This is a genomic window from Candidatus Palauibacter sp., from assembly GCF_965216145.1.
Classification (GTDB): Bacteria; Gemmatimonadota; Gemmatimonadetes; order Palauibacterales; family Palauibacteraceae; genus Palauibacter.
On sequence record NZ_OZ244149.1, the window covers coordinates 1,590,472 to 1,613,596 of the forward strand.

The following is a 23,125-nucleotide window of genomic DNA, read 5'->3' on the forward strand; positions in this document are numbered from 1 at the left end:
ACTGGAGCGACGCCGACATGTGCCGGACCCGTACGCTCGTTAGATTCGAGCACGGGGCGGCCACCGGCCCCCGCACCGAGCCGACGTGAAGAGCGGAACGCCGCGACATGCCAGTACGTACCGACAGCCATGGAGCCGGGCGGATGCGGATCCGGCTAGTGGGGTGCATCATTGCCCTCGGCGCCATGTTGGCTCCGCCCGCCGCCATCCGGCTGGCAGCCCAGGACCTCGTGACCTGCCCCGACGACATGGACCCGGCCATCACCGGTCTCGCCGGCGTCGTCCAGGACACGATCCAGGCGGTCATCATGTCGGGAGCAACGGTCTCCGCGACATGGGCTGACGCGCGGGGGCAGCGCCGGCGGGTCTCCGTGCAGACGGACCGCCGCGGCGCCTACGTGCTCTGCGGCCTCCCGTCCGGGACGAGCCTCACCGTTCAGGCCCGGGTCGCGCTCTCCCTCACGCAACCGGTCGTCGTCAACATCGCGCCGGGGCCGCCGGCCGGATGGGACATCGGCATGGGTGTGGAGATGCGGACCGCGGAGAGTCTTTTCCGCGTCCCCGGCCGCATCGTGGGCCGCGTCGTCGATCGACGTTCGGGACGGCCGGTGCAAGCGGTGACCGTTACCCTCGTGGACGAAGACCAGCAGCGCGCGACCGATGGCAACGGCCGCTACACCTTCGACGAAATCGATCCCGGCGTCTATCAGGTGGCCGTCGAACACCTGGCCTACGAGAACGTCGATCAGGTGGTCGAGCTTCCGAGCGACCGGACCCTTCAGGTGAACTTCGAACTCAGCGTGGATCCGATCGAACTCCCGCCACTCGTCGTCACGGCGGTCCGCGAAAAGCGGCTGGAGCTACAGGGCTTCTACGACCGGCGGGAGTTCGGGGAACTGAGCGGCGCCGGCGTTTTCCTCACGCGCGACGACATTCAGGATGTGGGTACGATCCGGGTCACCCACTACCTCGGGCGCCTCCCGGGGTTGCGCACCGAGTGCACGGGGAGCGGCAACAACAACTGCGTCGTCCGCATGACGCGCGGCGCTCCCAGCCTGAGCAGCCGCGCGGAATGGGGGTGCATGAACGCGAATGTCTACGTGGATGGCGTGCGGGTGATCCGCGACAACGCTCAGTTCACGGATTCGATCGACAACTTCGTGTCCCCCTCGGAGATTGCCGGCATCGAGGTCTACCGCGGCCCGAGCGAACTGCCGGCGGAGTTCGGCGGTTCGGTGGGGCGCTGCGGCGCGATCGTCATCTGGACGGGACCCGCGGGTTCGAGGGGATCGAACTAACCGGACTCCGGACGGGGCCGAAGTGACCCGGTGGGGGTCTTCATGCGACCGGCGGGGAAGGCGTGGAGCGCGGTCGCCTTCACCCGGACGGCGACGCGCACCCCGGCGTCCACCCCCAGTTCTTCCGCCGCGTCGAGCGTGACGAGGGCGACGAGTTCCACCGGGCCGCGCATGCGCAACCTCACCAGCCCGCCCATGTCCCGACGCTCGCTCACGGTGGCGTGGAGGAGATTCCGCGTACTCAGATCGGTCGACGGGAGACCCGGGGGGGCGATCACGAGATCTTCCGGACGATAGGCGATCTTCACGCGCTCGCCCGGAGCCGCGTCGCCCAGCGCCAGGATCGACGCCCCACCGATATCGACCGTGACCATCCGTTCTTCCGCCGTCAGCACGGTGCCCCGGATCGTCAGCTCCGCGCCGGTGAGGCGCGCGGTGTAGGCGTCCGCGGGGTTCTCGTAGATTTCCTTCGGCGTGCCGGTCTGGATCAGGCGGCCGTCGCGGATCACGGCCACGCGATCGGCGAGGTGGAAGGCCTCGTTGCGATCGTGTGTGATGAGAAACACGCTGGTCGCCCGTTCGCGCGCGACCCGTTCGAGGTCGTCACGCAGGTCCAGCCGCGCGTCGGTGTCGAGGTTCGCCGTCGGCTCGTCCAGGAAGAGGATCTCCGGATCGAGTACCAGCGCCCGGGCGAGCGCCACGCGCTGTGCCTCGCCTCCGGAAAGTTCCGAGACGTGGGCGGGGAGGAGGTCCGATATCCCGAGCTGCTCGCACACGTCCCGCGAGCGCTCGCGGGCCTCGGAGCGGGAGATGCCGCGCAGCGCGAGGCCCAGTCCCACGTTGTACTCCACCGAGTCACGCCAGAAATGGGCGCGCTGGAAGACGACGGCCGATGCGGCCCGGAGGGCGCGCTCGGCCGCCCGGCCGGAGACGCCGCGGAACGTCACCCGGCCGGCATCGGGCTTCTCCAGCATCGAGAGCAGCCGGAGCAGCGTCGACTTGCCGGCGCCGTTCGGGCCGAACACGGCGAGCAGTTCTCCCTCCGCAAGTTCGATGTGGCCGACCTCTACGGCGGTCTTCCCTCCGTAGCACCGCCGGAGCCCGGTCCCGCTCAGCAGCGGCGGGGACGCGGCGTTCACGCGACCGACGCGCGGCGGAGCGATCGCCGGCCGAGCAGCAGGAGCATTGCGTTCACGCAGAGAGCGATGAGCATGAGCACGATCCCCATCGCGATCGCGACCTCGAAGTTGCCGCGTCGCGTCTCCAGCACGATCGCCGTCGTCATCACCCGGGTCTCGCCGAGAATGTTGCCCCCCACCATCATCACGGCCCCCACCTCGCTGATGATGGCCCCGAACCCGGCGGCGACCGCGGCGATGAGAGAGGTGCGCACCTCCCTCAACTGGAGCAGGATGGCCTGCCAACGGCTCGCTCCGAGCGCGCGGGCCTGGAGCGCGATGTCCCCCGGGATGCCCTCGACCGCGGCCAGGCTCACGGCGGCGATGTAGGGACCCGCGATGATCGCCTGGGCGCCGATCATCGCGGCGGGCGTGTACAGCAGCTGGAGATCGCCGAGCGGGCCCGCGCGCGACAGAAGCAGGAAGACGGCCAGGCCCACGACGACGGGCGGGAACGCGAGTCCGGCGTTGATCACCGCCACCACGGGCAGCCGCAGCCGGAACCGCGTCAGGCCGACGGCGATGCCGATCGGAAGTCCGATGACCATCGCCATGAGGAGCGCCGATCCGCTGATCTGCAGCGAGCGGACGATGACGTTCCAGACGTACAGGTCACCCGACGTAATGAGCCGGAGAGCCTCGAGCAGCGGATCCACGGACGGAATCTGCGGCAGCCGGCAGTCCTCCTTCAACCTCTTCGGCGGTCCGCGGCATGAAGACGGGTCCGTTTTGCCCCGGAACCCGGAACTCCGCGATCGCTCGGAGTCCGTCGTCCGACAGGAGCCAGGCTGCGAGGACGGACGCCTGAACGGGCCGAAGCGCAGCCCGAGGTTCGAGCAGGGAATAAACGTTCCGCAGCGACGGGTGGTCGACCACGAGCGCTTCGAGGTCGAGGACCCGGGCGAGGACGGTGAACGTGGCCCCGTCGGTGAGCACGTAGGCTTCGCGTTCGCTGGCCACGTGCAGCGTCGTCGCCTGCCCCTGTCCCGATTCGATGTACCAGGGGCCGGCCGCCGTCAGGCCCGCCTCACGCCACAGACGCAACTCCCGGTAATGCGTGCCGGAGCTGTCCCCCCGCGAGACGAAGCCGTGCCCGCCGCCCGCGATCCTCGCGAAGGCCTCCGCGGGAGATCCCGCTTCCCCGACCCGCGCGGGATCGCCGGCCGGGCCGGCGATCACGAAGCCGTTGTACATCACGGACCGCCGGCGCGGCGCGTATCCCTCCGCGATGAAGCGCGCCTCGGCTTCCGGCGCGTGCACGAGCAGGAGGTCGACGTCCCCGCTGCGCCCGAGTTGGAGCGCCTCGCCGCTCCCCTGGATGACCGTCCGCACCCTCACCTCGGGGTGGTCGTCGTTGAAGCGTGAGACGAGATGTTCGAGCAGGCCCGAGTCGTAGGTGGACGTCGTGGCCCCGAGCACGATCGAGTCCGGGTCGCCCCGACAGGCCGCGGCGCAAAGGCCGAGGACGAGCGCGAGGAGTTGGCCGGCGGAGCGTGTGCCCGAGAGCCTCAGCCGTGCCGTATCCATCGCACCACCTGCGGCAGGTTGGCGCGCTGACCCTTCATCAGAATCCCGACGCGATAGATCCGGCCCGCGACCCAGGCGGCCGCGAGCACGCAGAGTCCAAGCAGCACCAGCGACAGGAGCCACTGCCAGACGGGCACCGAGGCGACGAACAGCCGGGCCGGCATCACCAGCGGGCTGAAGAACGGCACGAGAGAGAGGACCACGGCCCACCCGGCATTCGGGCTCTGGATCACCCCCTGGACCGCGATGAACGGGAGGATGATCAGCATCGTGATCGGCATGATCGCCTGCTGGGCGTCGTGCTCGTTGCTGATCGTCGCTCCGGCCCCGGCGAACATGCCCGCGTAGAGCAGGTAGCCGAGGACCAGGAAGAAGAGCACCAGAACGATGGCGCCCCACGGGATCGGGAGGTTCGCGAGATCGATCCCCGCCTCGGCCAGCGCGGAAGCCCCGCCCGTGAGGCCATAGATCGCAGCCAGCGCGAAGACGAAGCCCCACACCGCCATCTGCGCGATGCCGACCGCCCCGACGCCCACGATCTTGCCCAGCATCAACTCCCACGGCCGGAGCGAGGAGACCATGACCTCCACGATGTCGGACTGCTTCTCCTCCAGGATCGCCCGCACGATCATCTGCCCGTAGATGAGAAGGACGAAATAGAACATGAACGCGATGGCGAAGCCGAGTGCCCGGTAGAGATCCTGGGAACGGGCCTCGCCGGACTCGGTGACGTTCACGACCTCGAAGGACGTCCGCGACAGGAGGTCGCCCGGGTCGACGCTCTGCACGCCCACCGAACGCAGCCGCGCCCTCACCGATGCCCTCTGCAGTGCCGCCCGGACGGAGCCCTCGAGGACGGCCGGGACGTTGTCCAGCGCGAGGAGCGTCGTCTCGTCGTCTCCGGCGTCCCGCCCCGCGGACTCCCCGGCCTGTCCCGGCATCTCCGCCGCCCGCCGGCCCGCGGTGCGCGGGATCATCAGCAGCAGGGCGTACGAGGAGGAGGAGAGCCGACTCCGCGCCTCGTCGATCGAGAGCTCCTCCATGTCGGCGGCCCGCACGGCGTCGATCGAATCGGCGACGAACTCCTCGATGAGCAGGTCGCCGATGAGTCCGGCGGGGTCGGCCACGGCGATGACCCTCCGGGTCTCGCCCACATCCGTCGCCGCTCTGACGGCGATGAACGCGGCCAGGGCGCCGAGGCCGACAATGAGCAGCGGAAGCCCAAGCGTGGAGAGGAGGAACCACTTCGACTTCACGCGCAGCACGAACTCGCGGCGAACCACGGCGGCGACCTTGGGCGTGAACGGGTTCATGCCGCCGCCTCGTCGTCTTCGCTCACGTCCTCGTGCGACAGCCCGGCCTCCGTGGCCTTCTCGATGAAGATCTCGCGCAGGGAGGGTTCGATGAGCTCGAAGCGGGAGATCCGCGCTCCGCCATCAACAGCTCTCCGCAGCAGCGCCTGAGGATCCGCGCCCTCGAGCATGCGGACCTCCACATGGCGGCCATGTGCCGCTACGCGCTCGATGAGGTCCGGGGCGTCCAGAAACTCCGGGTTGCCCTCGAACGAGATCGCGACAGCGCGCCGCCCCGCCGCCGCCCTGATGTCGCGCAGCCGGCCGTCCAGAACCTTGGTCGCGCCCGCGATCATGCAGACGCGCTCGCAGAGCCGTTCCGCGTCCTCTATGAGGTGCGTGGACAGGAGGATGGTGGCCCCCGCGCGCTGGCGCTCGAGCATCATCTCCTTGAACAGGTCGACGTTGAGCGGATCGAGCCCGCTGAACGGCTCGTCAAGCACGAGCAGCTCCGGCTCGTGCAGGAGGACACCGAGAAACTGCGTCTTCTGGGCCATCCCCTTGGACAGCGCTTCCACCTTGTCGTCCGCCCGGTCACCGAGCCCTACCGCTTCCAGCCCGGCCCGTGCACGCGCCAGCGCTTCCTTCCGCCGGATTCCCTTGAGCTGGCCGAAAAAGGCGAGGTGGTCGACGGCGGTCATCTTCTGGTAGAGACCGCGTTCCTCGGGGAGGTACCCGACGCGGGCCCGCGCCGCCTCGATGTCGGTGGAACCGAACATCTCGACCGAACCTGTATCGGGCCCGATGATGTCGAGGATCATGCGGAGCGTGGTGGTCTTCCCGGCGCCGTTGGGCCCGATAAGCCCGCAGATCGATCCCCGTGGGACCTCGAGATCGAGACCCCGGACCGCGGTCTTCTTGCCGAAGCGCTTCGTGACGCCCTGCAGGCGGATGGCGGGTGTGTCCACGTTCCCGATCATATCGGCCGCTCTCTCCCGTCGCTACGAGGCGAGGCCTTCGCCACGAGGTTCTTCCCGAGATTCCCAATCTGAACGCGGCCTACCGTAAATTGGTTTCGGTCGCCATCATAAGTGGTTCTCTTGCTTGCCGGTTCCAGCACTCTGGGGAGGTTAGATGGCGATCTTCCGCGTCATGTACTACCGAAACATCAACGTAGGAAGTGGCGGACGTATCACCATTCCCCAGGAGATGAGAGACGATTTGCGCATCACCGATGGAGATGCGCTGACGGTCCGGCTCGAGGAGAGCGAGGGCGGCCAGCGCCAGTTCACCGTCTGGAGGGCGGAGTCCAACCCGAATCTCCAGGTTTAGCAGCTAGCGGCGGTCTCCGTAGTTGATGGCCATCGTACCCAGCATCAGTTCCTCGTAGCGGCACCTCTCGAACCCGGCGGCCTCCATCCTCCGGACCATGGCGCGCTGATCCGGGAACCTCCGCAGAGACTCAGGGATGTAGACGTACGACTCCGGGTCGCGGTGGAGCGCCCACCCGACGACGCGCGTCGAAACGTTCAGGTAGGCGAAGTAGGCGCGGCGCAGCGCGGTCGAGCGCGGGTGTCCGAAGTCCAGCGAGACCAGGCGGCCGCCCGGCCGGAGGCAGCGGAAGCTCTCAGCCAGGCCGGCGTCGAGATCGGCGAAGTTCCGCAGCCCGTAGCCGACGAGCACGCGGTCGAAGGCGCCATCCGGGAAGGGCAGCCGCAGCGCGTCGGCGCCGATCCAGCCCTGGAGCGCCCCACTCCCGCGCGTGCGGCCCGCCCGCATCATCTCCGGGGTGAGGTCCGCCGCGACCACGCGGATCTCGAACCCCTTCCGCGCGGCGCGGTCGAGCGCCCCGCGGGCGAGGTCGCCGGTGCCCGCGGCGAGGTCCAGGACGCGATGCCCCGGGCGCAGGTCGGTCAGTTCGAGCAGCCGGCGCTTCCAGCGGCGGTGCAGGCCGAGCGACATGACGTCGTTGGTCAGGTCGTATCGGCCGGCCACGCCCGCGAACAGCCGGCGAACGTAGCGTCGCTTGTCCGCCGGCCGTTCGATCCGGCCGGAGATCCGTCGGTTCAGCTTCAAGTCGGGCGGCCCCCTCCCCGCTGCGGGCCGCCGCGGTCGTCGTCAACGCCGCGGTGCCCGAGGGACGAGCCGCAACGTTAACGCTGGCCGCCGTCGGTCGCTTCGGCTCCCAGAAGGTCCAGGTCCCGGACGGTCTCCACGAGACGGATGAATTCGCCGCGGTAGCCACGCGGGTCCGCCCCCTTCCCCTCCTCGGCCAGACCGACCACGTCGTCCAGGGTGTACCGGCCCGCGTGGGGCGAATCCCGCAGCAACATGCCGAACCCCGCCACGGCGGCGGCGAAGCGGAAGCCGCCCGAAGGCGAGTCGGACCGGTCCGGGACCGCATGTGCGAGCAGCTTGCTCTGCGAGCCGTCCGGGTCCTTGTACCGAATCTTGACGTACAGGAGTTCGTCCTCGAACGCGCTCGCGGGGACCGGGTCCGCATCAGGAGGATCGGCGGTCGGCTGGTAGCGGAGCGGGTCCACGCCCCCACGCGGCAGCGGGAGACCCACGGGCACGACCTCGTACAGCGCCGTCACCGTGTGACCGGCCCCGAGCTCGCCCGCGTCCTTCGTATCGTCGTTGAAGTCCTCGTCATCGAGCAGCCGGTTCTCGTAGCCGATCAAGCGGTAGGCGGCCACGCGCGCCGGGTTGAACTCGATCTGCAGCTTGACGTCCTTCGCGACCGTGAGGAGTGTCCCTCCCATCTCCTCCACGAGCACCTTCTTCGCCTCGAGCAGCCCGTCCACATAGTGGAAGTTCCCGTTCCCGTGGTCGGCGATCTGCTCCATCTTCGAGTCCTGCAGGTTCCCGGTGCCGAAGCCGAGGACCGTGAGGAAGATCCCGCTCTCCCGCTCCCTCTCTATGAGCCGCACCATCTCGCCGTCGCTGGAGGCACCCACGTTGAAGTCGCCGTCGGTCGCGAGGATGACGCGGTTGTTCCCGTCCTCGATGAAGTGTTTCCGCGCCACTTCGTAGGCGAGCGCGATCCCGGCGCCGCCCGCCGTGCTCCCACCGGCCTCGAGTCGCTCCACTGCCTCGAGGATTTTCCCGCGCCGGTTCCCCGGCGTCGAAGGGAGCACGAGACCCGCCGCCCCCGCGTAGACGACGATCGCGACCCGGTCGTGCGGCCTCAGTTGCTCGACGAGCAGCGCGAACGCCTTCTTGAGCAGGGGCAGCTTGTCCGGGGGCGACATGGACCCGGACACGTCCAGCAGGAAGACCAGGTTGCTGGGCGGGAGGTGCGCCGTCTCCACGGAGGGCGCGCGCAGGCCGACGCGGACGAGCCGGTGCTCCGGCTTCCATGGCGCGTCCCACACTTCGGTCTCCACCGCGAACGGGTGGTCCCCGGATACATCGTCCCACTCGTAGGGGAAGTAGTTGATCATCTCCTCGATCCGGACCGCGTCCACGGGCGGCCGTTCACCCGCCTGGATGAAGCGTCGCACGTTCGCGTAGGAGGCGCGGTCCACGTCGATCGAGAAGGTGGAGAGGGGCGACGCGCTCACCAGCCGGAAGTCGTTCTCGTCGATCGGCGCGTACGACTCTGTGTTGAAGCCGGGAACCCCGTGCAATACCCGCACTGCCGCGGCGCGGGCGCTCAGTCGCTCCACCGTGAAGGGCAGCTGGACCTGCGGGGTGGGCGCGACGACACCCGTCACGACGATGTCCTGGATCCTCACGGCGGTCTGCTCGAGCGTGAAATCGAGCACCGCCGTCCGGTTCGCGACGACCGTGACGCTCTGCCGCAGTTCCCGGTATCCGATGAGTCGCACGGCGACGATCTGCTCTCCCGCCGGTACGTTCTCCAGCGAATAGCCCCCCCCCGCGTCCGTCAGCGTCCCGATGAGGGTACCCACGACGAAGGCCTGGGCGCCCTCGACGGGTGCGTTCCCCGCCGCATCGACCACCTTCCCCTGAACGGTTCCGCCTTCCGACTGGGCGCTCGCGGCCGCGGGAGGCGACAACGCGAGCACGAGTCCGAACAGCGGCCCGATCCCGGCTGACATGCGGGTAACGTTCATGGTCCTCTCGCTTCCTCGGTTCGGCGGAGGGGCCCGGTCGTGCCTCGTGTGCCGTGGCCCCGCGTACCCCCTAGACGCCGCGAGTTGAAAAAGGGTGACAGCGCTCGTTCAGCCACGGGCCGGACGCTCCGGGGGGATGGCGAGGCCACGAGGGATCGTATACTATGTATACATGTCTCTGCCTCGTCCCCTGTGTACCCGCCTCCCGCAGGAAGTGGAGTCGGAACTCGAGCGCGTCTTCTACGAGCAGCAGTGGACTCCCTCCGAGGGACTCAGGATGATTCTCGGCGAGTGGCTGAGCGCGCGGAAATTCCCGCAGATCGAGTTCCGGGAAACCCGGGCGGGTCGGCGGGCCGCGCTGCGCGGCGGGCCGGAGGTGTGGGAGGTCGCCGCCGCCGCGGGGCCGGGGTGCGCGATGAGCGCCGCCGTGGGCCAGCGGTTCGCGGGCACGCGCACGGAGGCCCTCGAGGAGGCGCTCGCCTTCGCCAAGGAATACGCGGACGAGATCGACCCGATCGTCGCCCGCGAGGAGCGACTCGCCCGGCTCTAACCGAACCCGCGCCGGGTCGGAGCGGGGGGCTACACGTGGGCCAGCGCCTCCAGGAGCACGCGGGCCTTGTGGCGGGTCTCCTCCCATTCCCGTCGCGGCACCGAATCGTAGACCACGCCCGCCCCCGCCTGCGCGTACACGCGATCCCCGATGGAGAGCAGCGTGCGGATGACGATGGCCATGTCGAGGCTCGTCGCGCCGTAACCCACGTATCCCGCGGCGCCGCCATAGGGGCCCCGGCGGGTCGGTTCGAGTTCGTCGATGATCTCCATGGCGCGCACCTTCGGCGCCCCCGTCAGGGTGCCGGCCGGAAAGCAGGCCTGGAACGCATCCACGGCGTCGACTCCCCGTCTGAGCGCCCCCGTGACCTCGCTGACGAGGTGCATCACGTGGCTGTAGCGCTCGATCTCCATGAAGCGCGCCACCCGGACCGATCCGGGCCGGGCCACCCGCCCCACGTCGTTGCGGCCGAGGTCGACGAGCATGAGGTGCTCCGCCCGCTCCTTCTCGTCGGCGAGCAGGTCGCGGGCGTGCCCGTCGTCCTCCTCGGGGGTGGCGCCGCGCGGCCGCGTACCCGCGATCGGCCGCACGGTGACGCTCCCGTCCTCGACCCGGACCAGGGTCTCGGGGGATGAACCGATGAGACGCACGCCGTCCAGTTCGATGAAGAAGAGGTAGGGCGATGGGTTGCTGCGCCGGAGTGCGCGGTACAACTCCAGGGGGTCGCCCCCGAAGTGGGCGCCGGCCCGCTGGGAGACCACGACCTGGTAGGCGTCCCCCGCCACGATGTACTCGCGTATGCGATCGACGGCCGCCTCGTAGTCGTCGCGCGAGCGGTTCCCGGAGACCTCGGGCGCGCCCGCCGGGTCGCGGCCGAGCCGCCCCAGCCCGTGCGGCTCCTCCAGCGCCAGGACCCACTCCGCGAGCCGGTCGCGGGCGGCCCCGTAGAGTGCCTCCAGATCCTCGGCGTCGTGTGAAATCGGGACCGCCGCCACGGCGAAGGCACGCGAGAAGAGGTTGTCGATGATGAGGACGTGCTCCGTCGCCATGAAGCAGGCGTCGGGCACGCCCAGGTCGTCCGGCGGCGCGCCGGGCAGCCGTTCGAGCCAGCGCACCGTGTCGTAGCCGAAGAATCCGACGGCCCCGCCCCAGAACCGGGGCAGGGGAGGAACCTCGACCGGCTCGTAGCGGGTGATCCACGCTTCGAACGCCCCGAACGGATCGTCCGTCGGTTCGGGATCCCCCCACCCGCCGCCGGGGGTCCAGCGGCGGATCTCCAATCCGTCGAGTCGCCAGGCCTCTCGGGGCGCGGAGCCGAGGAAGCTGAACCTCGCCCAGCGCTCGCCGCCCTCGACCGATTCCAGAAGGAAGGAAAACGGCCCCTGCCGGAGCTTCGAGAACGCGGTGACGGGTGTATCGAGGTCGAACGGGATCTCGATCGCGACGGGGACGATGCGGCCGGGTTCGGCCAGACGGCTAAACTCGGCGAAGTCGGGGATGACGGACGCGTCGCTCATCCGGGCAAGGTAGCAGCCCGCGGCTGGATACGGGGAAACGCGGGTCCCGGATCATCTTGCCGCCGTCGAAGTTTCAACCTACCGTTTCAGGTCCGGTTCAATCCGGTGAGGCCGGTTCCGGTCCGCCACGGACCGCCAAGGCCCAACCAATGGTCGAGATCGCTCGACCGCCCATGAGGAAGAGATGAACACCAGCCAATACCTCTCTCAGGTGAACAAGTGGAGTGCGCACAACTACCATCCGCTGCCCGTCGTACTCGAGCGCGGGGACGGTGAATGGGTGTGGGATGTCGAGGGGAACCGGTACCTCGACATGCTGAGCGCCTATTCGGCCGTGAACCAGGGGCACCGTCACCCGCGTATCATTGCGGCCCTGCGCGCCCAGGCGGAGAAGCTCACGCTGACTTCCCGCGCCTTCCACAACGACCGGATGGGGCCATTCCTTCAGCAATTGTGCGAGACCACGGGATTCGAGCGCGCGCTGCCCATGAACACGGGCGCGGAGGGCGTGGAGACGGCGATCAAGGCGGCCCGCAAGTGGGGGTACACGGTCAAGGGCGTGGCCGAGGACCAAGCCGAGATCATCGTCTGCGAGCAGAACTTCCACGGCCGGACCACGACGATCGTGGGGTTCTCGTCGGATGAGGGGTCGACCTTCGGCTTCGGACCGTTCACGCCGGGGTTCGTGCAGATCCCTTACGGCGACACCGATGCGCTGGAGGCCGCGATCACGCCGAGCACGGTCGGCTTCCTGGTGGAGCCGATCCAGGGCGAGGCGGGCGTCGTCGTGCCGCCGGATGGGTTCTACGCGCGGTCGCTCGAGATCTGCCGGGCGAACGACATCCTCATGATCAACGACGAGATCCAGACGGGTCTCGGACGGACGGGCAAGCTGTTCTGCGCCGACTGGGAGGGAGATCGCGGCGACATCATGATCGTCGGGAAGGCCCTCGGCGGCGGCGTGTTCCCGGTCTCCGGCATCCTCGCCAACTCCGAGATCATGGATGTGTTCCACCCGGGAGACCACGGGTCGACGTTCGGCGGCAACCCGCTGGGCGCCGCAGTCGGCATGGCCGCGCTCGACGTGATCCGGGACGAGGACCTTCCGGCGCGGTCGCACGAGCTGGGCTCCTGGTTCAAGGGAGAACTGGAGGCGATCGGTTCGCCGCACATCGACCACGTGCGGGGTCGCGGCCTGTTCATCGGTGTGGTGGTCCGGGATGAGTCGGGGTCGGCGCGTCCGTTCTGCGAGGCGCTGCAAGCGCGCGGGATCCTCGCCAAGGAGACGCACGAGCAGGTGATCCGCTTCGCGCCTCCGCTCACGATCGAGAAGGCGAGTCTGGAATGGGCGCTGGAGAACATCGCCGAGGTGCTGCAGGGCGCGGCGGTCGCGGTCGCCTGAGCCGCGGCCTCGGGCGCTCGCCGCCCGATCGGGAGCCTCCGCCGCTCCCGGGAACCCGCGCCGGGAAGACCGGCCCCGGCCCGCCCTCGCCGCGGGCCGGTCGGCCCCCGGGTCCGGCCGCCGAGCCGCCCTCCGGCGGCCCGGATGAATCCTTCCACCGCGACCCGGCCGAACCACGGCCCCGCGCTCCGGCCGACCCCCGCGCAACTAATCGACCATTGACTGTGTCACCGGTCTGGAAACGAAGGAACCGGTGTGGACCCGGAGACCCCGCCACGGTGACCGAACCACAACTCATTCAACGGCTCAAGGACGGGGATCAGCACGCGGCGCGTACGCTGTACGACGCGCACGTGGATCGTGTGTTCCGGATCTGCTACCGGTTCGCGGGGGAGGACCATCTCGCGCAGGACTTCACGCAGGAGACGTTCGTGCGGGCGTTCACGAAGATCGACACGTTTCGCGGCGAATCCGCGTTCGGCACGTGGCTGGGGTCGATCGCGACTACGGTGTCGCTGAACGGACTTCGCAAGGTGAAGCGCTTCCGCGGCCGGGAGACCGTCCTGCACGACGACCTTCGCGCGAGCGGCGGCGGGCCGGGGGTCGAGCCCGACGTGAAGGCCAAGCTGCACCGGGCGGTCGACGAGCTTCCTACCGGATATCGCACGGTGTTCCTCCTCCACGATCTCGAGGGCTACACGCACGAGGAGATAGGCACGATGCTCGGCATCAAGGCCGGCACATCGAAGTCGCAACTCTTCCGGGCCCGCGGCCGCCTGCGGGAGGCGCTTGCCGACCACGCGGGAGAATGGGCATGCTGAAGGATCACACGGATCACACGGGCGACAAGGGAGATAGGGGTCACACGGGTGGCGCCGGCCACACGGCGGACATGGAGCGATTCGTGAAGTTTCTCCGCCGGGGGGCGGCGGACTACCACGAGCCGCCGGAGGCCCCGGCCGACGTGATGTGGGCTGACATCGAAACGCGACTGACGGAAGACTCGATCGCGGACGTGATGGACGACGAACCGTTCGACGCGGCGGGCTACCATGAGCCGCCGCCCGCGCCGCGCGAGGCGATGTGGGCACGCATCGAGTCCGCCTGGGTGGCGCGGCGGCCGGTCGAGCAGGAGGACCGCGAGGCCACGCCCGGTGTTGTCCGGCTGGCCGCATACCGCGGTCTTGGGCGGCGGCCACGCCGCACGGCCATCTGGCTCACGGGAGCTGCCGCCGCCTCGGTCGCGCTGGCCGTGGGGCTGAACCGGGGGCTGCGGCTCCCGGTCCCCGCCGAGCCCGAGATCGTCGCGGCGGTGGCGCCGGCGCCGGTCGCGGCGACCGACGCCGGGCCCATTGCGCCGCCTGCCGCCGGCGAGACACAGGTGCCCTCGCTCATCGAAGAGCCCCTGGAAACGAGCCGCCAGTTCGCGGCCGTCACGGCCCCGCCGGCAGCCGATCCGGCCACCCGCCCGGGCAACGCGGGTGCGGCCCTGCCGCTCCGCGAGGCCGTGAGCCTGCCGTCTACGCAGCCCGCGGGCCCTGGGCCGTCACGCGCCCAGGCCAACGACTACGACGCGTCCCGGCACCTCGACCAGGCCGCTACCCTGCTCGTTGCCTTCCGCACGGATATCGGGAGCGACGAGTCCCAGCGCGATCTTGCCCGGTGGGCGCGGGAACTGCTGGTGGAGACCCGGTCACGGCTCGCTACGCCTGCCGCGGAGGGTCAACGAGAACGGGCCCTGCTGCAGGATCTCGAACTCGTCCTCGTTCAGATCGCGCGGCTCGGCCCGGATGCTCCGGACTTCGAGCGCGAACTGGCCCGCGAGAGCATGGAACAGCAGGGTACGCTGATGCGGCTTCGTTCAGCGAGTGGAACCTGATGCGTGACCGGGCGAGATCATCCGGGACGCACGATGAGACGCATGGAGATACACGATCACGGAGGCATATCATGAATTACCGCGCGAGACACCTGATCTCCGTCGGACTGCTCTTGGCCGGTCTCACGGCGGCTGAAGCCGTCGCCCCCGGTTCGCTGCAGGTGCTTGGGGCGAGGAGCCTTGCCGCGCAGACGGTCCGGCAGGGGGAGGTCCAACGATTCCTCGAGGCACGTCGCGCCATCAACGCGGAGGAGTTTGAACGTGCGGTGGCGCTCTTCCGGGCGGTGCGGACCGAGTCCTCGCTCACGTCACCTCCGTTTGAGCCCGATTCATACTACTGGGAGGCGTTCGCCCTCTATCGCCTCGGCGATCTGGCCGAGGCGCGGTTGCTACTCGAGACTCTCATGATCGGGTTTCACGAGGCGCAGCCGGTCGATCAACATGGCAGGCACCTCCCCGGGCGCCTGTACCAAGATGCGCGGGCCCTGGAATTCGAGATCCGAAGCCAACTCGCGTCGAGCGGCGACGCTGGCGATGCAGAGGCACTGCTGCGCGATGCAGAGGCGACTCTCGAGGCCTTCCCCGCGATGCCTGGTTTTCGCGTGATGCCCGTGGAGGTGGCGGGCGAAATCGTCTCGCTCCCGGTGTCGGTCGCCGATCTGGCGGTCTACGGGGACTCGCTGGCCGCCTCCGCCGCGGTCGACGCCCAGGCCGACTGGATGATCGCCGAACTCTATTCGAGGGCGGACACGATGCTCTCGGAGGGTCATGCGCAGGCCGACTCCACGATGGCCGACGTTCATGCGCGGGTGGACTCGCTGGCTGCCGCGCTGCGGGGACAGCCGCAGCCGACAGGGCAGGCGCCGGTGCAGAGCGTCGCGCCGGTCGGACAGAATACGGCCGATTACGAGGAACGCGTGGCGGAGTATCAGCGGCAGGCCGAGGAGTACCAACAGCAGCTTGCGGCCTACGATTGGCAGCGGGCGGAATACCAGGAGGCCTCGCGCGCCGCGGCACAGGAGCGGCAGCCGTGCGATGACGTGTCGGTGCAGCTGGCGGCGCTCGAAGCGGTGATGCGGTACGACGAGATCAACCGGATGCAGGTGCTTCGCGGCGTCCTGGAGCGCGAGGACGGGTGTTCGACACGGCTTCACGAGGAGGCGGTCGAACTCATCGGGAGACAGGAAACGCTCGAAGCGCAGTCCGTTCTTCTCAACGTCGTCCATCGCCACCCGGAGAAATCCGTCCGCAGAGCCGCCCTCCAGGAATTGTGGCGTTTCGACTCGGAAATCGCGTTCAGCGTGCTCCGGGAGACGCTCGCCGTCTCGGATGACGAAGCCCTGCAGAGCGATGCGATCGGCGGGCTCCGCACGACCCGGTATGCGAAGAACTCGTCGGCGCCCACGGCGATCCAGAACGCCCTCATCAGCGCGGTCATCAACCGCTCGAAGTCCGAACGCATTCGTACTTCGGCGATCCGTGCGCTGCGGGACCGGGATCACGTGGAAGGCGGAATCTTCGTCCGAATCTACGACCAGCTCGATTCGGACGATCTCAAGGAGAGCCTGCTGAGCTCGGTGGCGAGCAAGGTGGGGGAGAAAGAGGACATGGAAACCGCCGCCTGGGCGCGCTCGGTCGCCTTCGACCCGGAGGCATCCAACGCGGTGCGCGGCGCAGCCTTCAGCGCGTGGGCGGCCCACCCGACGGTGACGGTGGCGTATCTCACGGACCTCTACGGGGAACTGTCGGAACCGTTCCTGAAGCGGCAGGCCATCTACGCGATCTACATGCGGTCGCGGTCCGACCCCACAGCCCCGAGCGTCCTGATGGAACTCATCCGCAACGAACCGGACCGGGAGGTGCGGGAGCGCGGCATCTACTGGCTCGGCCGCACGGAATCCGAAGAGGCCGTCGAATTCCTGCTCGAGTTGCTGAGCCCCCCCGCGACGGATACGGTCCCGCGACGACCCGAATGAGACGCAGCAACAGGAGTCGATGTCCTGATTCGGGGTAGTTGAGACCGAGACTCCTGGAAGGATGGGAGCCCCATGAGAAGCCTCCGTACGGCACTCGGCGTGGTCGCGCTGCTTGTGGTGACGGCGTCGCCGAGCGTCGGCCAGGTTATTGAGGGGCCGGACGGACCGGTCGAGTTCGTCGGGTTGAAGGAGTGGAGCGCGAGCGACCTCTTCGACGCCATCCAGGAATTGGCTCCCGACCAGCCATTCCACGCCTGCGCCGCGGTCATGGAGATGGAACTCGGATTCGCCGAGGCGGCGGCCATGTCCTACAGAACCGTGGGTTCCGACGACGTCTACACCGTCGTGGTCGGCGTGGAGGACAGCGCGCATGTCCGGCCCCGGGCGATAGGAAGCGAAACCCTCCCTCTGCTCGCGGAGGTCTGGGCGCTGATCGACGGTGCGAGCAGCCAGGAAGATCGCCGCTTCGCACGCGAACTCCTGGCGAGGGATGCATCGAGGTCCGCGCGCGAGATTGCGACCCTCGTGCTCGGCAACTTCGTGGACCGCGACGCGTCATGGCACGGCCTGGTGCTCTCAATGACCGATCCGGAAGACCGGGTCGCAGCCGTAGCTGGGAGCCTGCTCCAGGGACTGATCTACTCGGATCGTAGGCGCCCGGTCGACTGGTCTCAGGCGCGAGAGCCTCTGCTGGCGCACTTCGGCGGTACGAATCCGTGGTCCTTCAACTTGGTTCTGCGGGTTCTGGTTGCCACCGAAGTCGATCCGGAGTTCGGGCGGCAGTTGGCTCGAGAACGACCGGACCTTCTGCTGGCGTATGCCGGCGCCGAACACCGCGGGACGCAGGCACCGGCTATCGCCTTTTTGATGGCCATAAGCGGCGAGGATTTCGGAACCGATCTCGAAGCCTGGACCACATGGCTCAGCGGTCGGTCGGACAGTGGAAGGAGCGTCGGGGAATGAGCCAGCCGACCACCAGGGGATGCCTCGCAATCAGGATCCTCGCTCTGACCCTTTGTAGTGTGGGGTGCGAGGACACAAGCGAAGACGCCGACAGCGGGCCTGAGGTAGTGGTCCGGGACAGCGCCGGCGTCAGCATTGTGGAGAACGCTGCGCCCGTACCGGACTCGCGGCTGCCGTGGGAGTTCGGTACGCAGCCATCCCTTTCGATCGGTGCCGTCGACAGCGGCGAAGCCGACCAGTTGTTCCAGGTCACCGATGCCACCCGACTCGCGGACGGGAGGATCGTGATCGCCAACTCGGGCAGCAACGAACTCAGGGTCTTCAACGGGGACGGCTCACACGCTGCGACGGGGGGAGGCCGGGGAGAGGGCCCGGGAGAGTTCGTCAGCTACAGCCCAAGCGCCGTGGCGACCTGGCCCGGCGACTCGATCGCCGCCGTGAATCCCTGGGGAACCCGCCTGTCTTTATTCGATGCGGACGGCAACCACGGTCGCGACGTGTCCCTCGACCCCGCGATGCTCGACATCATCGACGTGCTGCCCGACGGGAAGGTCTTCACGAGCGGCAGCGGGGGCGGCCTCCACGGAGACATGACAGGATCCTCGGGCCTCGCTCGCTCCAACGCGGAATGGGGAATACTGGACGCGGACGGCACGCTGCTCGCTTCGCTCGGCGAATTCCCGGGAGCCGAGTTCTACGCGATCTTCGCGGCGGACGGCAGCCTCCAGGGCGGAATGCCTCACCCCTTCGGTCGCGGCACCATGGGGGCCGTGTGGGGAGAACTCGTCGCGATCGGCGTGCAGGACAGCTACGAGATCAAGGCATTCGCCACCGATGGGTCACTGGTCAGAGTGGTCCGCCGCGACGGCGACCTGGAGAGCCCAACCCAGGCCGATCTGGACGAGTACTACGCCCGGTTCTACGCCGACCTGCCGGACGAGGATCGAATCAGCAACCTGAATGCAGTGCGCGACATGCCTCTGGTGGAGTCCTGGCCCGCCTTTAGCGAGATCCTGTCGGATCGTGCCGGCTATCTTTGGGTTCGGGAATACCGGACGGCGGCGTGGACAGTCTTCGACCCGGAAGGGCGGGTCCAGGGTCTGGTCGAAACCCCGCCCGGTCTCCACACTTTCGAGATCGGCGAAGACTACCTCCTGGGCTGGGTATACGACGAGCTGGGTGTCGAATACGTGCAGCTCTGGTCGTTGTCGCGGGAGATTTCCTCCTGACGCGGGGTCAGTTCGAGCGTGGGTCGGTCGAGCGTGTGCTCGCGGCTCCCGGCCTTCTTCTCCTGATCATGCTCGCGCTGCAGGCCTGTGACTCGGCGGGGCCGGGCGGGACTCTGCACTCGGATTCGGCGGGCGTGGCGGTCGCAACTGCAATCGAGCCTGTCTGGGAACCCGGCGACGGCTGGACCGTGGAAGATGAGCCCCTGGTCGAGATCGGGACCGCGTTCGGCGCGAGCGAATACCAACTCGACGGCGTCGTCGGGATCGTTCGTCTCAGTAACGGACACATCGTCGTCGGCGAGCGATTCTCCGGGGAGTTACGGGGCTACGACCGGGAGGGCGTCTTCCTGTGGAGGTCGGCGGGAAGTGGCGACGGCCCCGGTGAACACCGCCGGATGCTCTCCCTGCACCCCCTCGCGGGTGACTCGCTGATCACCTTCGATCTCGCCCAGAACCGCATCCAGCTCTTCGCTCCCGGCGGGGAATTCGTCCGATCGTTGCGGATCGAGGCACCTTGGCCCGGGTTCAGTCCCGGCAGTCCCATCGGTGTCGCGGGGCACCAACTGATCCTCGCCTTTGCCGACTACAACGAGATCCCCGAGGGCGTCGTGCGCTGGCCTCTACGCCGATTGGCGACCCTGTCTCTCCAGGACGGGTCGGCAACCACGTTGCTGGACGTACCGGGCGAGGAACAGTTCGTCGAACGATTCGAAGAAGGCGTGTTGTATCAGGGCTACGAATTCGGGAAGGGTCCGATCTTCGCGGGCGATGGCGGGCGGCTCGCGGTCGCCGACACGGAGGCCTACGTCGTCCGTTGGATCTCTACCGGCAACGGCTCGACCACGCGCATCCTCCGACAGGACGAGCCGATTCGGCCCGTCACGAGCGTCCATGTGGAAGCGTGGCTCGACCAGATGGCCGAGCAGAACATGATGTACAACAACTACACGCAGGCGGAGGCGGACGCTCGGAGGCCCGAGTGGCGTGACCGCCCACGCGCGGAAACCCTCCCGGTCCTGCGCTCCCTGCACCTGGACGCCGAGGGCAATCTCTGGGTCGAGCGATACTTCGGTCCAGGCGTGGAGCCGTCCCCCTTCGAAGTCTACGCTCCCGACGGCACCTGGTTGGGCAGCGTCTCCATGCCCGCGGGGCTGGACCGCGGCGCCCTGGCTCCGCATCTTGAGATCGGCGGCGACTATTTGCTCGGCGTGTGGCGCGACGCGCAGGGCGTCGAAACCGTGCGCCTGTACCGCCTGGACAAGTCCTGACGGGGTCCCGCGAGATCCCCCTCCAGGATCAGTGCTCCGGACGAAAGCGTCCGCCTCCAGGGACCCCTCGACCCCCGCGCAACCAAGCCGCTTCTGACCGTGTCCCCGGTTCGGTACGACCGAACCGACCATGGGGAGAAAGAGTCATGGGCCACCACCGCCGCGGTTGTCTCCTGATACAGCGAATCCTGGCAGGTACGTGCCTTCCACTCCTGGCCATCGCCGCTGCCTGCGGTCAGGGTGACGCCGTCGGCCCGGGTATTTTCACGCCCGAGCTCATCAGCACGGCAGCCGTGCCTCTGAGCGAGAGCAACGAAGTCGCGCTTCTCGCGGACGAGCGCACGGCCTGCGTCATCGACTCCTACGAGGGCCAGGTCCGCTGTGTGGACGGGGAAGGCGCCGTCGCGGGAGTTTTCGGGCGCGAAGGGGAAGGTCCCGGGGAGTTTGGCGATCCCACGTATCTCGCTCGCGGAGAGGCGGGAACCGTCGGCGTGGTGGATTCCGACTTGGGCCGATTCACGGTCTTCGAGCCATCCGGCGCCTATGTGTCGGATGTGCTGCTGCCAGACGTGTTCCCGCCCCTCCCATCGTTCGACACCGCGGTTTCAGGCGTGTCGCTGGACTACATGGCGATGCTCGACGGGGGCAACTCCGGATCGCTGATGACCCGGTACGACGTGACCCTCGCCTCCGGGCAGGTCGTGCGGGAGGAAGGGTCGCCGCGCGGGCCGTGGGATGTCGGGTGTGGGCAGGTCATCTATGGCATCCCGGACCGCGAGGAGGGCTGGGTGTTCGTGGCCTGTGAAGGCCACCTGATCTTTGTCGGCGACACCGGCGACGCCACGGTTCTACGCGCGCCGATGTATGTCCCGGAACTCCCGGGTGAGCGCGACGTGGCACGGCTCGAGGAGATGCTCGGGGGCTTCAACAGGCGGCGGGGCTTCCCCATCTCCCAGGGCGTCGAGGAGCGGCTGGAAAGCTATCGCGCCACCCCGAAGAACTACCATCTGTCCACGGGCGAGCAGTTGTTCGACGACGCCAGCCGCTACTGGATCGCCACCCAGCGCGACCAGCACGAATGGTCCTACCTGGACGTGTACGAGAATGCCGAATACGTCGGGTCGGTGAGGGTCAGGGATCGGCTCAGGGCCTTCGACCTCCTGGGGTCGACGCTGGTCGTGCTGGCCGACCGTCAGGTCGGGGCGGACGACGCCGACGGGATTCCGGATCGGGCGCTCGACTGGTACGACATCGGAGACCTGCCGTTCCGCCGGTGACAAGCCGCGTACTGATGCTGGCGGCGGCCCTCGCTGCCTGCGGGGGAGACACCGGACTCACCGGCGATGCCCAGGTCCGGATGCGGGACAGCGCCGGGGTGCGGATCGTCGAGTATGCGGGGGTGCCGGAGGTCGAGCCGCCCTTCGCCCTTGCGGCGGAACCGCTGTACCGGCACGGGGCGAACCCTGGCGACTACGAATTCGAGCAAATCAACTTCGGCCGTCTCTTTCCGGATGGCGGCGCCGTTCTCTCGGACGAGTGGAGCAGCGAACTGGTCGTCCTGAATCCGGATGGCACCACACACGAAGTGCTTGCCGGACGGGGGGAGGGACCGGGCGAGGTTGGCTTCGTTGACGCCCTGTTCGCGCCGGGGCAGGACAGCGTCCTGGTGGCCGACCGGCGCCTCGGCCGCGTCACGCTCTTCGCCGGCCGTTCGATCGCGCGCGCCGCCGAACTCCATCGGTCAATCGGCCTCCGTGTGGCGGGCATCGGCTTATCCGGCGAGTTGCTGCTGGCAACTTCGGTGCTGTTCACCGCTCCCAACTTCCGGACCGGATTCGAAGGGGAATGGCGCCTTGGGCACATGGCCCGCGTCGACATGGAGACCGGCGCCCTCGACACGGTCGCGTCGTACGACTTCGTGACGCGGATCCCGCCGGAGCTGGAGTGGTGGGATCCGATCGAGGCCATGGGCCAGGTCGTGGTCGCCAACCGGAAATTCGTCTACACGAGGTCCGACCGGCCCGAGGTGACCTGGCGTCTGCCGGACGGCTCCGTAACGCAGATCGTACGCTGGCAGGCCGAACCCGCCCCGCTGACCGGGGAACTGGTGCAGTCGGTCGAGGCCGCCCAGCGACGGAGGACCCGCGCTGAGTACCGCAGCGTTTCCGAGTCCCGGTTCGAGGAGATCCTGGAGGAGGACATGGCCGCCTACTCCGCCAGCGTCGGCCGGCCGATGCCGCTCTTCGGTTCCGCGTTCGCCGACGCCGAAGGCCGCGTATGGCTGCCCTCCTACCGACCGGGCGGCTTCCAGGAAGGCGCGTCGCCGTACACCGTCATTTCCCCGCATGGGGAGTGGCTGGGAAGGATCGCGGCTCCACCCGGATTCCGTATCCTCGATGTGACCGGCGAGTTCGTCCTCGGGGTGTTCCGGGACGAGATGGATGTTGAGGGCGTCGTGGTCTACGCGTTGGTGGAAAGATCCTCGATCCCCGCGCAACCAAGCCGCCGCTGACTGTGTCCCCGGTTCGGCACAACTGAACCGAACCACGGGGAGAGAGTCATGGATCACGGCGGCCGCGGTTGTCTCCTGATGCGGTGGGTCCGTGCCCGTATCTGTCTCCCGCTCCTGGCCGGGTTCGTTCTGCAGGCCTGCGATTCGGCGGGGGCACCGACGGGCACGCTGCACTCGGACTCCGCTGGCGTGGCGATCGCCACAGCTGTCGAGCCGCTGTGGGGACCGGACGAGGGCTGGACCGTGGGCCCGCGTCCGCTGCTCGAGATCGGGACCGCGATCGGAGATCCCGACTACCAGCTCGATGATGTCATAGGGGCGGTACGCCTCAGCTCGGGCGACATCGTCCTCGGGGACGGGGGCTCCGGCGAACTTCGCCGCTACGATCCCAACGGGACCTTCGTGTGGCGCGCGGCGGGTGAGGGCGAAGGGCCCGGCGAACACCAGTTCCT

Annotated in this window: 20 protein-coding genes; 12 read left to right on the top strand and 8 right to left on the bottom strand. The window is 68.5% G+C overall.

From position 1 onward, the window contains the following. The first annotated feature begins 143 nt into the window (after positions 1–143). Positions 144–1,298: a carboxypeptidase regulatory-like domain-containing protein gene (locus tag ACOOHF_RS06920; protein ID WP_419934277.1), complete on the top strand. Its 1,155-nt coding sequence runs from the start codon at positions 144–146 to the stop codon at positions 1,296–1,298. Here the strand turns inward: ACOOHF_RS06920 and ACOOHF_RS06925 are convergent. The 5 genes from ACOOHF_RS06925 to ACOOHF_RS06945 are packed head-to-tail and all read right to left on the bottom strand — an operon-like array spanning position 1,295 to position 6,275. Beyond that, on the bottom strand, positions 1,295–2,437 hold the full coding sequence (locus tag ACOOHF_RS06925; protein ID WP_420463941.1) for an ABC transporter ATP-binding protein: 1,143 nt from the start codon (positions 2,435–2,437) through the stop codon (positions 1,295–1,297). The genes ACOOHF_RS06920 and ACOOHF_RS06925 overlap by 4 nt on opposite strands. Beyond that, on the bottom strand, positions 2,434–3,132 hold the full coding sequence (locus ACOOHF_RS06930) for an ABC transporter permease (RefSeq protein WP_420463942.1): 699 nt from the start codon (positions 3,130–3,132) through the stop codon (positions 2,434–2,436). The genes ACOOHF_RS06925 and ACOOHF_RS06930 overlap by 4 nt, the downstream gene beginning before the upstream one ends. Then, a complete protein-coding gene (locus ACOOHF_RS06935) occupies positions 3,089–4,003 on the bottom strand; it encodes a substrate-binding domain-containing protein (protein WP_420463943.1) in 915 nt (304 codons plus the stop codon). Before ACOOHF_RS06935 ends, ACOOHF_RS06930 begins: the two co-directional genes overlap by 44 nt. Further along, the gene (locus ACOOHF_RS06940) at positions 3,985–5,316 is read right to left on the bottom strand and encodes an ABC transporter permease (protein ID WP_420463944.1); all 1,332 of its coding nucleotides are present in this window, start codon (positions 5,314–5,316) and stop codon (positions 3,985–3,987) included. Before ACOOHF_RS06940 ends, ACOOHF_RS06935 begins: the two co-directional genes overlap by 19 nt. Continuing rightward, the gene (locus tag ACOOHF_RS06945; protein WP_420463945.1) at positions 5,313–6,275 is read right to left on the bottom strand and encodes an ABC transporter ATP-binding protein; all 963 of its coding nucleotides are present in this window, start codon (positions 6,273–6,275) and stop codon (positions 5,313–5,315) included. The genes ACOOHF_RS06940 and ACOOHF_RS06945 overlap by 4 nt, the downstream gene beginning before the upstream one ends. 154 nt (positions 6,276–6,429) lie before the next feature. Here ACOOHF_RS06945 and ACOOHF_RS06950 point away from each other — a divergent pair, with 154 nt between their 5' ends. Further along, complete coding sequence (locus ACOOHF_RS06950; protein ID WP_419934283.1) at positions 6,430–6,627, top strand: AbrB/MazE/SpoVT family DNA-binding domain-containing protein; 198 nt, start codon at positions 6,430–6,432, stop codon at positions 6,625–6,627. Positions 6,628–6,630: 3 nt separating this feature from the next. Here the strand turns inward: ACOOHF_RS06950 and ACOOHF_RS06955 are convergent, their stop codons facing one another. Both ACOOHF_RS06955 and ACOOHF_RS06960 read right to left on the bottom strand, forming a co-directional pair. Then, positions 6,631–7,371, bottom strand: a complete 741-nt coding sequence (locus ACOOHF_RS06955; protein WP_420463946.1) for a ubiquinone/menaquinone biosynthesis methyltransferase — start codon at positions 7,369–7,371, stop codon at positions 6,631–6,633. Between the two features lie 77 nt (positions 7,372–7,448). Continuing rightward, positions 7,449–9,377 carry a YfbK domain-containing protein gene (locus ACOOHF_RS06960; protein WP_420463947.1) on the bottom strand — a complete coding sequence of 643 codons (1,929 nt, stop codon included), beginning with the start codon at positions 9,375–9,377 and terminating at the stop codon, positions 7,449–7,451. A 172-nt stretch (positions 9,378–9,549) separates the two neighbouring features. Here ACOOHF_RS06960 and ACOOHF_RS06965 point away from each other — a divergent pair, with 172 nt between their 5' ends. Continuing rightward, positions 9,550–9,927 carry a hypothetical protein gene (locus ACOOHF_RS06965; RefSeq protein ID WP_420463948.1) on the top strand — a complete coding sequence of 126 codons (378 nt, stop codon included), beginning with the start codon at positions 9,550–9,552 and terminating at the stop codon, positions 9,925–9,927. A 29-nt stretch (positions 9,928–9,956) separates the two neighbouring features. Here the strand turns inward: ACOOHF_RS06965 and ACOOHF_RS06970 are convergent, their stop codons facing one another. Continuing rightward, a complete protein-coding gene (locus tag ACOOHF_RS06970; RefSeq protein ID WP_420463949.1) occupies positions 9,957–11,444 on the bottom strand; it encodes an anthranilate synthase component I family protein in 1,488 nt (495 codons plus the stop codon). 184 nt (positions 11,445–11,628) lie between these two features. Between ACOOHF_RS06970 and rocD the strand changes: the two genes are divergently transcribed. The 9 genes from rocD (at position 11,629) to ACOOHF_RS07015 (ending at position 22,673) form a co-directional block, all read left to right on the top strand. Further along, positions 11,629–12,846: an ornithine--oxo-acid transaminase gene (rocD, locus tag ACOOHF_RS06975; protein WP_420463950.1), complete on the top strand. Its 1,218-nt coding sequence runs from the start codon at positions 11,629–11,631 to the stop codon at positions 12,844–12,846. 278 nt (positions 12,847–13,124) lie between these two features. Then, a complete protein-coding gene (locus tag ACOOHF_RS06980) occupies positions 13,125–13,667 on the top strand; it encodes an RNA polymerase sigma factor (protein WP_419934289.1) in 543 nt (180 codons plus the stop codon). Beyond that, positions 13,661–14,725 (top strand): hypothetical protein, encoded by a 1,065-nt coding sequence (locus tag ACOOHF_RS06985; RefSeq protein ID WP_420463951.1) that lies wholly within the window; start codon positions 13,661–13,663, stop codon positions 14,723–14,725. The genes ACOOHF_RS06980 and ACOOHF_RS06985 overlap by 7 nt, the downstream gene beginning before the upstream one ends. A 71-nt stretch (positions 14,726–14,796) precedes the next feature. Next, on the top strand, positions 14,797–16,701 hold the full coding sequence (locus ACOOHF_RS06990; protein WP_420463952.1) for a hypothetical protein: 1,905 nt from the start codon (positions 14,797–14,799) through the stop codon (positions 16,699–16,701). A 72-nt stretch (positions 16,702–16,773) separates the two neighbouring features. Next, positions 16,774–17,664 (top strand): hypothetical protein, encoded by an 891-nt coding sequence (locus ACOOHF_RS06995; RefSeq protein WP_420463953.1) that lies wholly within the window; start codon positions 16,774–16,776, stop codon positions 17,662–17,664. Between the two features lie 107 nt (positions 17,665–17,771). Beyond that, positions 17,772–18,893, top strand: coding sequence for a 6-bladed beta-propeller (locus ACOOHF_RS07000; RefSeq protein ID WP_420463954.1), 1,122 nt, complete (start codon positions 17,772–17,774; stop codon positions 18,891–18,893). 35 nt (positions 18,894–18,928) lie between these two features. Further along, positions 18,929–20,161, top strand: a complete 1,233-nt coding sequence (locus ACOOHF_RS07005) for a hypothetical protein (protein WP_420463955.1) — start codon at positions 18,929–18,931, stop codon at positions 20,159–20,161. Between the two features lie 293 nt (positions 20,162–20,454). Further along, the gene (locus tag ACOOHF_RS07010; protein ID WP_420463956.1) at positions 20,455–21,438 is read left to right on the top strand and encodes a hypothetical protein; all 984 of its coding nucleotides are present in this window, start codon (positions 20,455–20,457) and stop codon (positions 21,436–21,438) included. Continuing rightward, positions 21,435–22,673 carry a hypothetical protein gene (locus ACOOHF_RS07015; RefSeq protein WP_420463957.1) on the top strand — a complete coding sequence of 413 codons (1,239 nt, stop codon included), beginning with the start codon at positions 21,435–21,437 and terminating at the stop codon, positions 22,671–22,673. The genes ACOOHF_RS07010 and ACOOHF_RS07015 overlap by 4 nt, the downstream gene beginning before the upstream one ends. The last annotated feature ends 452 nt before the right edge of the window (positions 22,674–23,125 follow it).

Coding starts and splice junctions, on each gene's coding strand:
- ACOOHF_RS06920 (WP_419934277.1), top strand. CDS start 144: ATGCGGATCCGGCTAGTGGGGTGCATCATTGCCCTCGGCGCCATGTTG.
- ACOOHF_RS06935 (WP_420463943.1), bottom strand. CDS start 4,003: ATGGATACGGCACGGCTGAGGCTCTCGGGCACACGCTCCGCCGGCCAA.
- ACOOHF_RS06940 (WP_420463944.1), bottom strand. CDS start 5,316: ATGAACCCGTTCACGCCCAAGGTCGCCGCCGTGGTTCGCCGCGAGTTC.
- ACOOHF_RS06945 (WP_420463945.1), bottom strand. CDS start 6,275: ATGATCGGGAACGTGGACACACCCGCCATCCGCCTGCAGGGCGTCACG.
- ACOOHF_RS06950 (WP_419934283.1), top strand. CDS start 6,430: ATGGCGATCTTCCGCGTCATGTACTACCGAAACATCAACGTAGGAAGT.
- ACOOHF_RS06960 (WP_420463947.1), bottom strand. CDS start 9,377: ATGAACGTTACCCGCATGTCAGCCGGGATCGGGCCGCTGTTCGGACTC.
- ACOOHF_RS06965 (WP_420463948.1), top strand. CDS start 9,550: ATGTCTCTGCCTCGTCCCCTGTGTACCCGCCTCCCGCAGGAAGTGGAG.
- ACOOHF_RS06970 (WP_420463949.1), bottom strand. CDS start 11,444: ATGAGCGACGCGTCCGTCATCCCCGACTTCGCCGAGTTTAGCCGTCTG.
- rocD (WP_420463950.1), top strand. CDS start 11,629: ATGAACACCAGCCAATACCTCTCTCAGGTGAACAAGTGGAGTGCGCAC.
- ACOOHF_RS06985 (WP_420463951.1), top strand. CDS start 13,661: ATGCTGAAGGATCACACGGATCACACGGGCGACAAGGGAGATAGGGGT.
- ACOOHF_RS06990 (WP_420463952.1), top strand. CDS start 14,797: ATGAATTACCGCGCGAGACACCTGATCTCCGTCGGACTGCTCTTGGCC.
- ACOOHF_RS06995 (WP_420463953.1), top strand. CDS start 16,774: ATGAGAAGCCTCCGTACGGCACTCGGCGTGGTCGCGCTGCTTGTGGTG.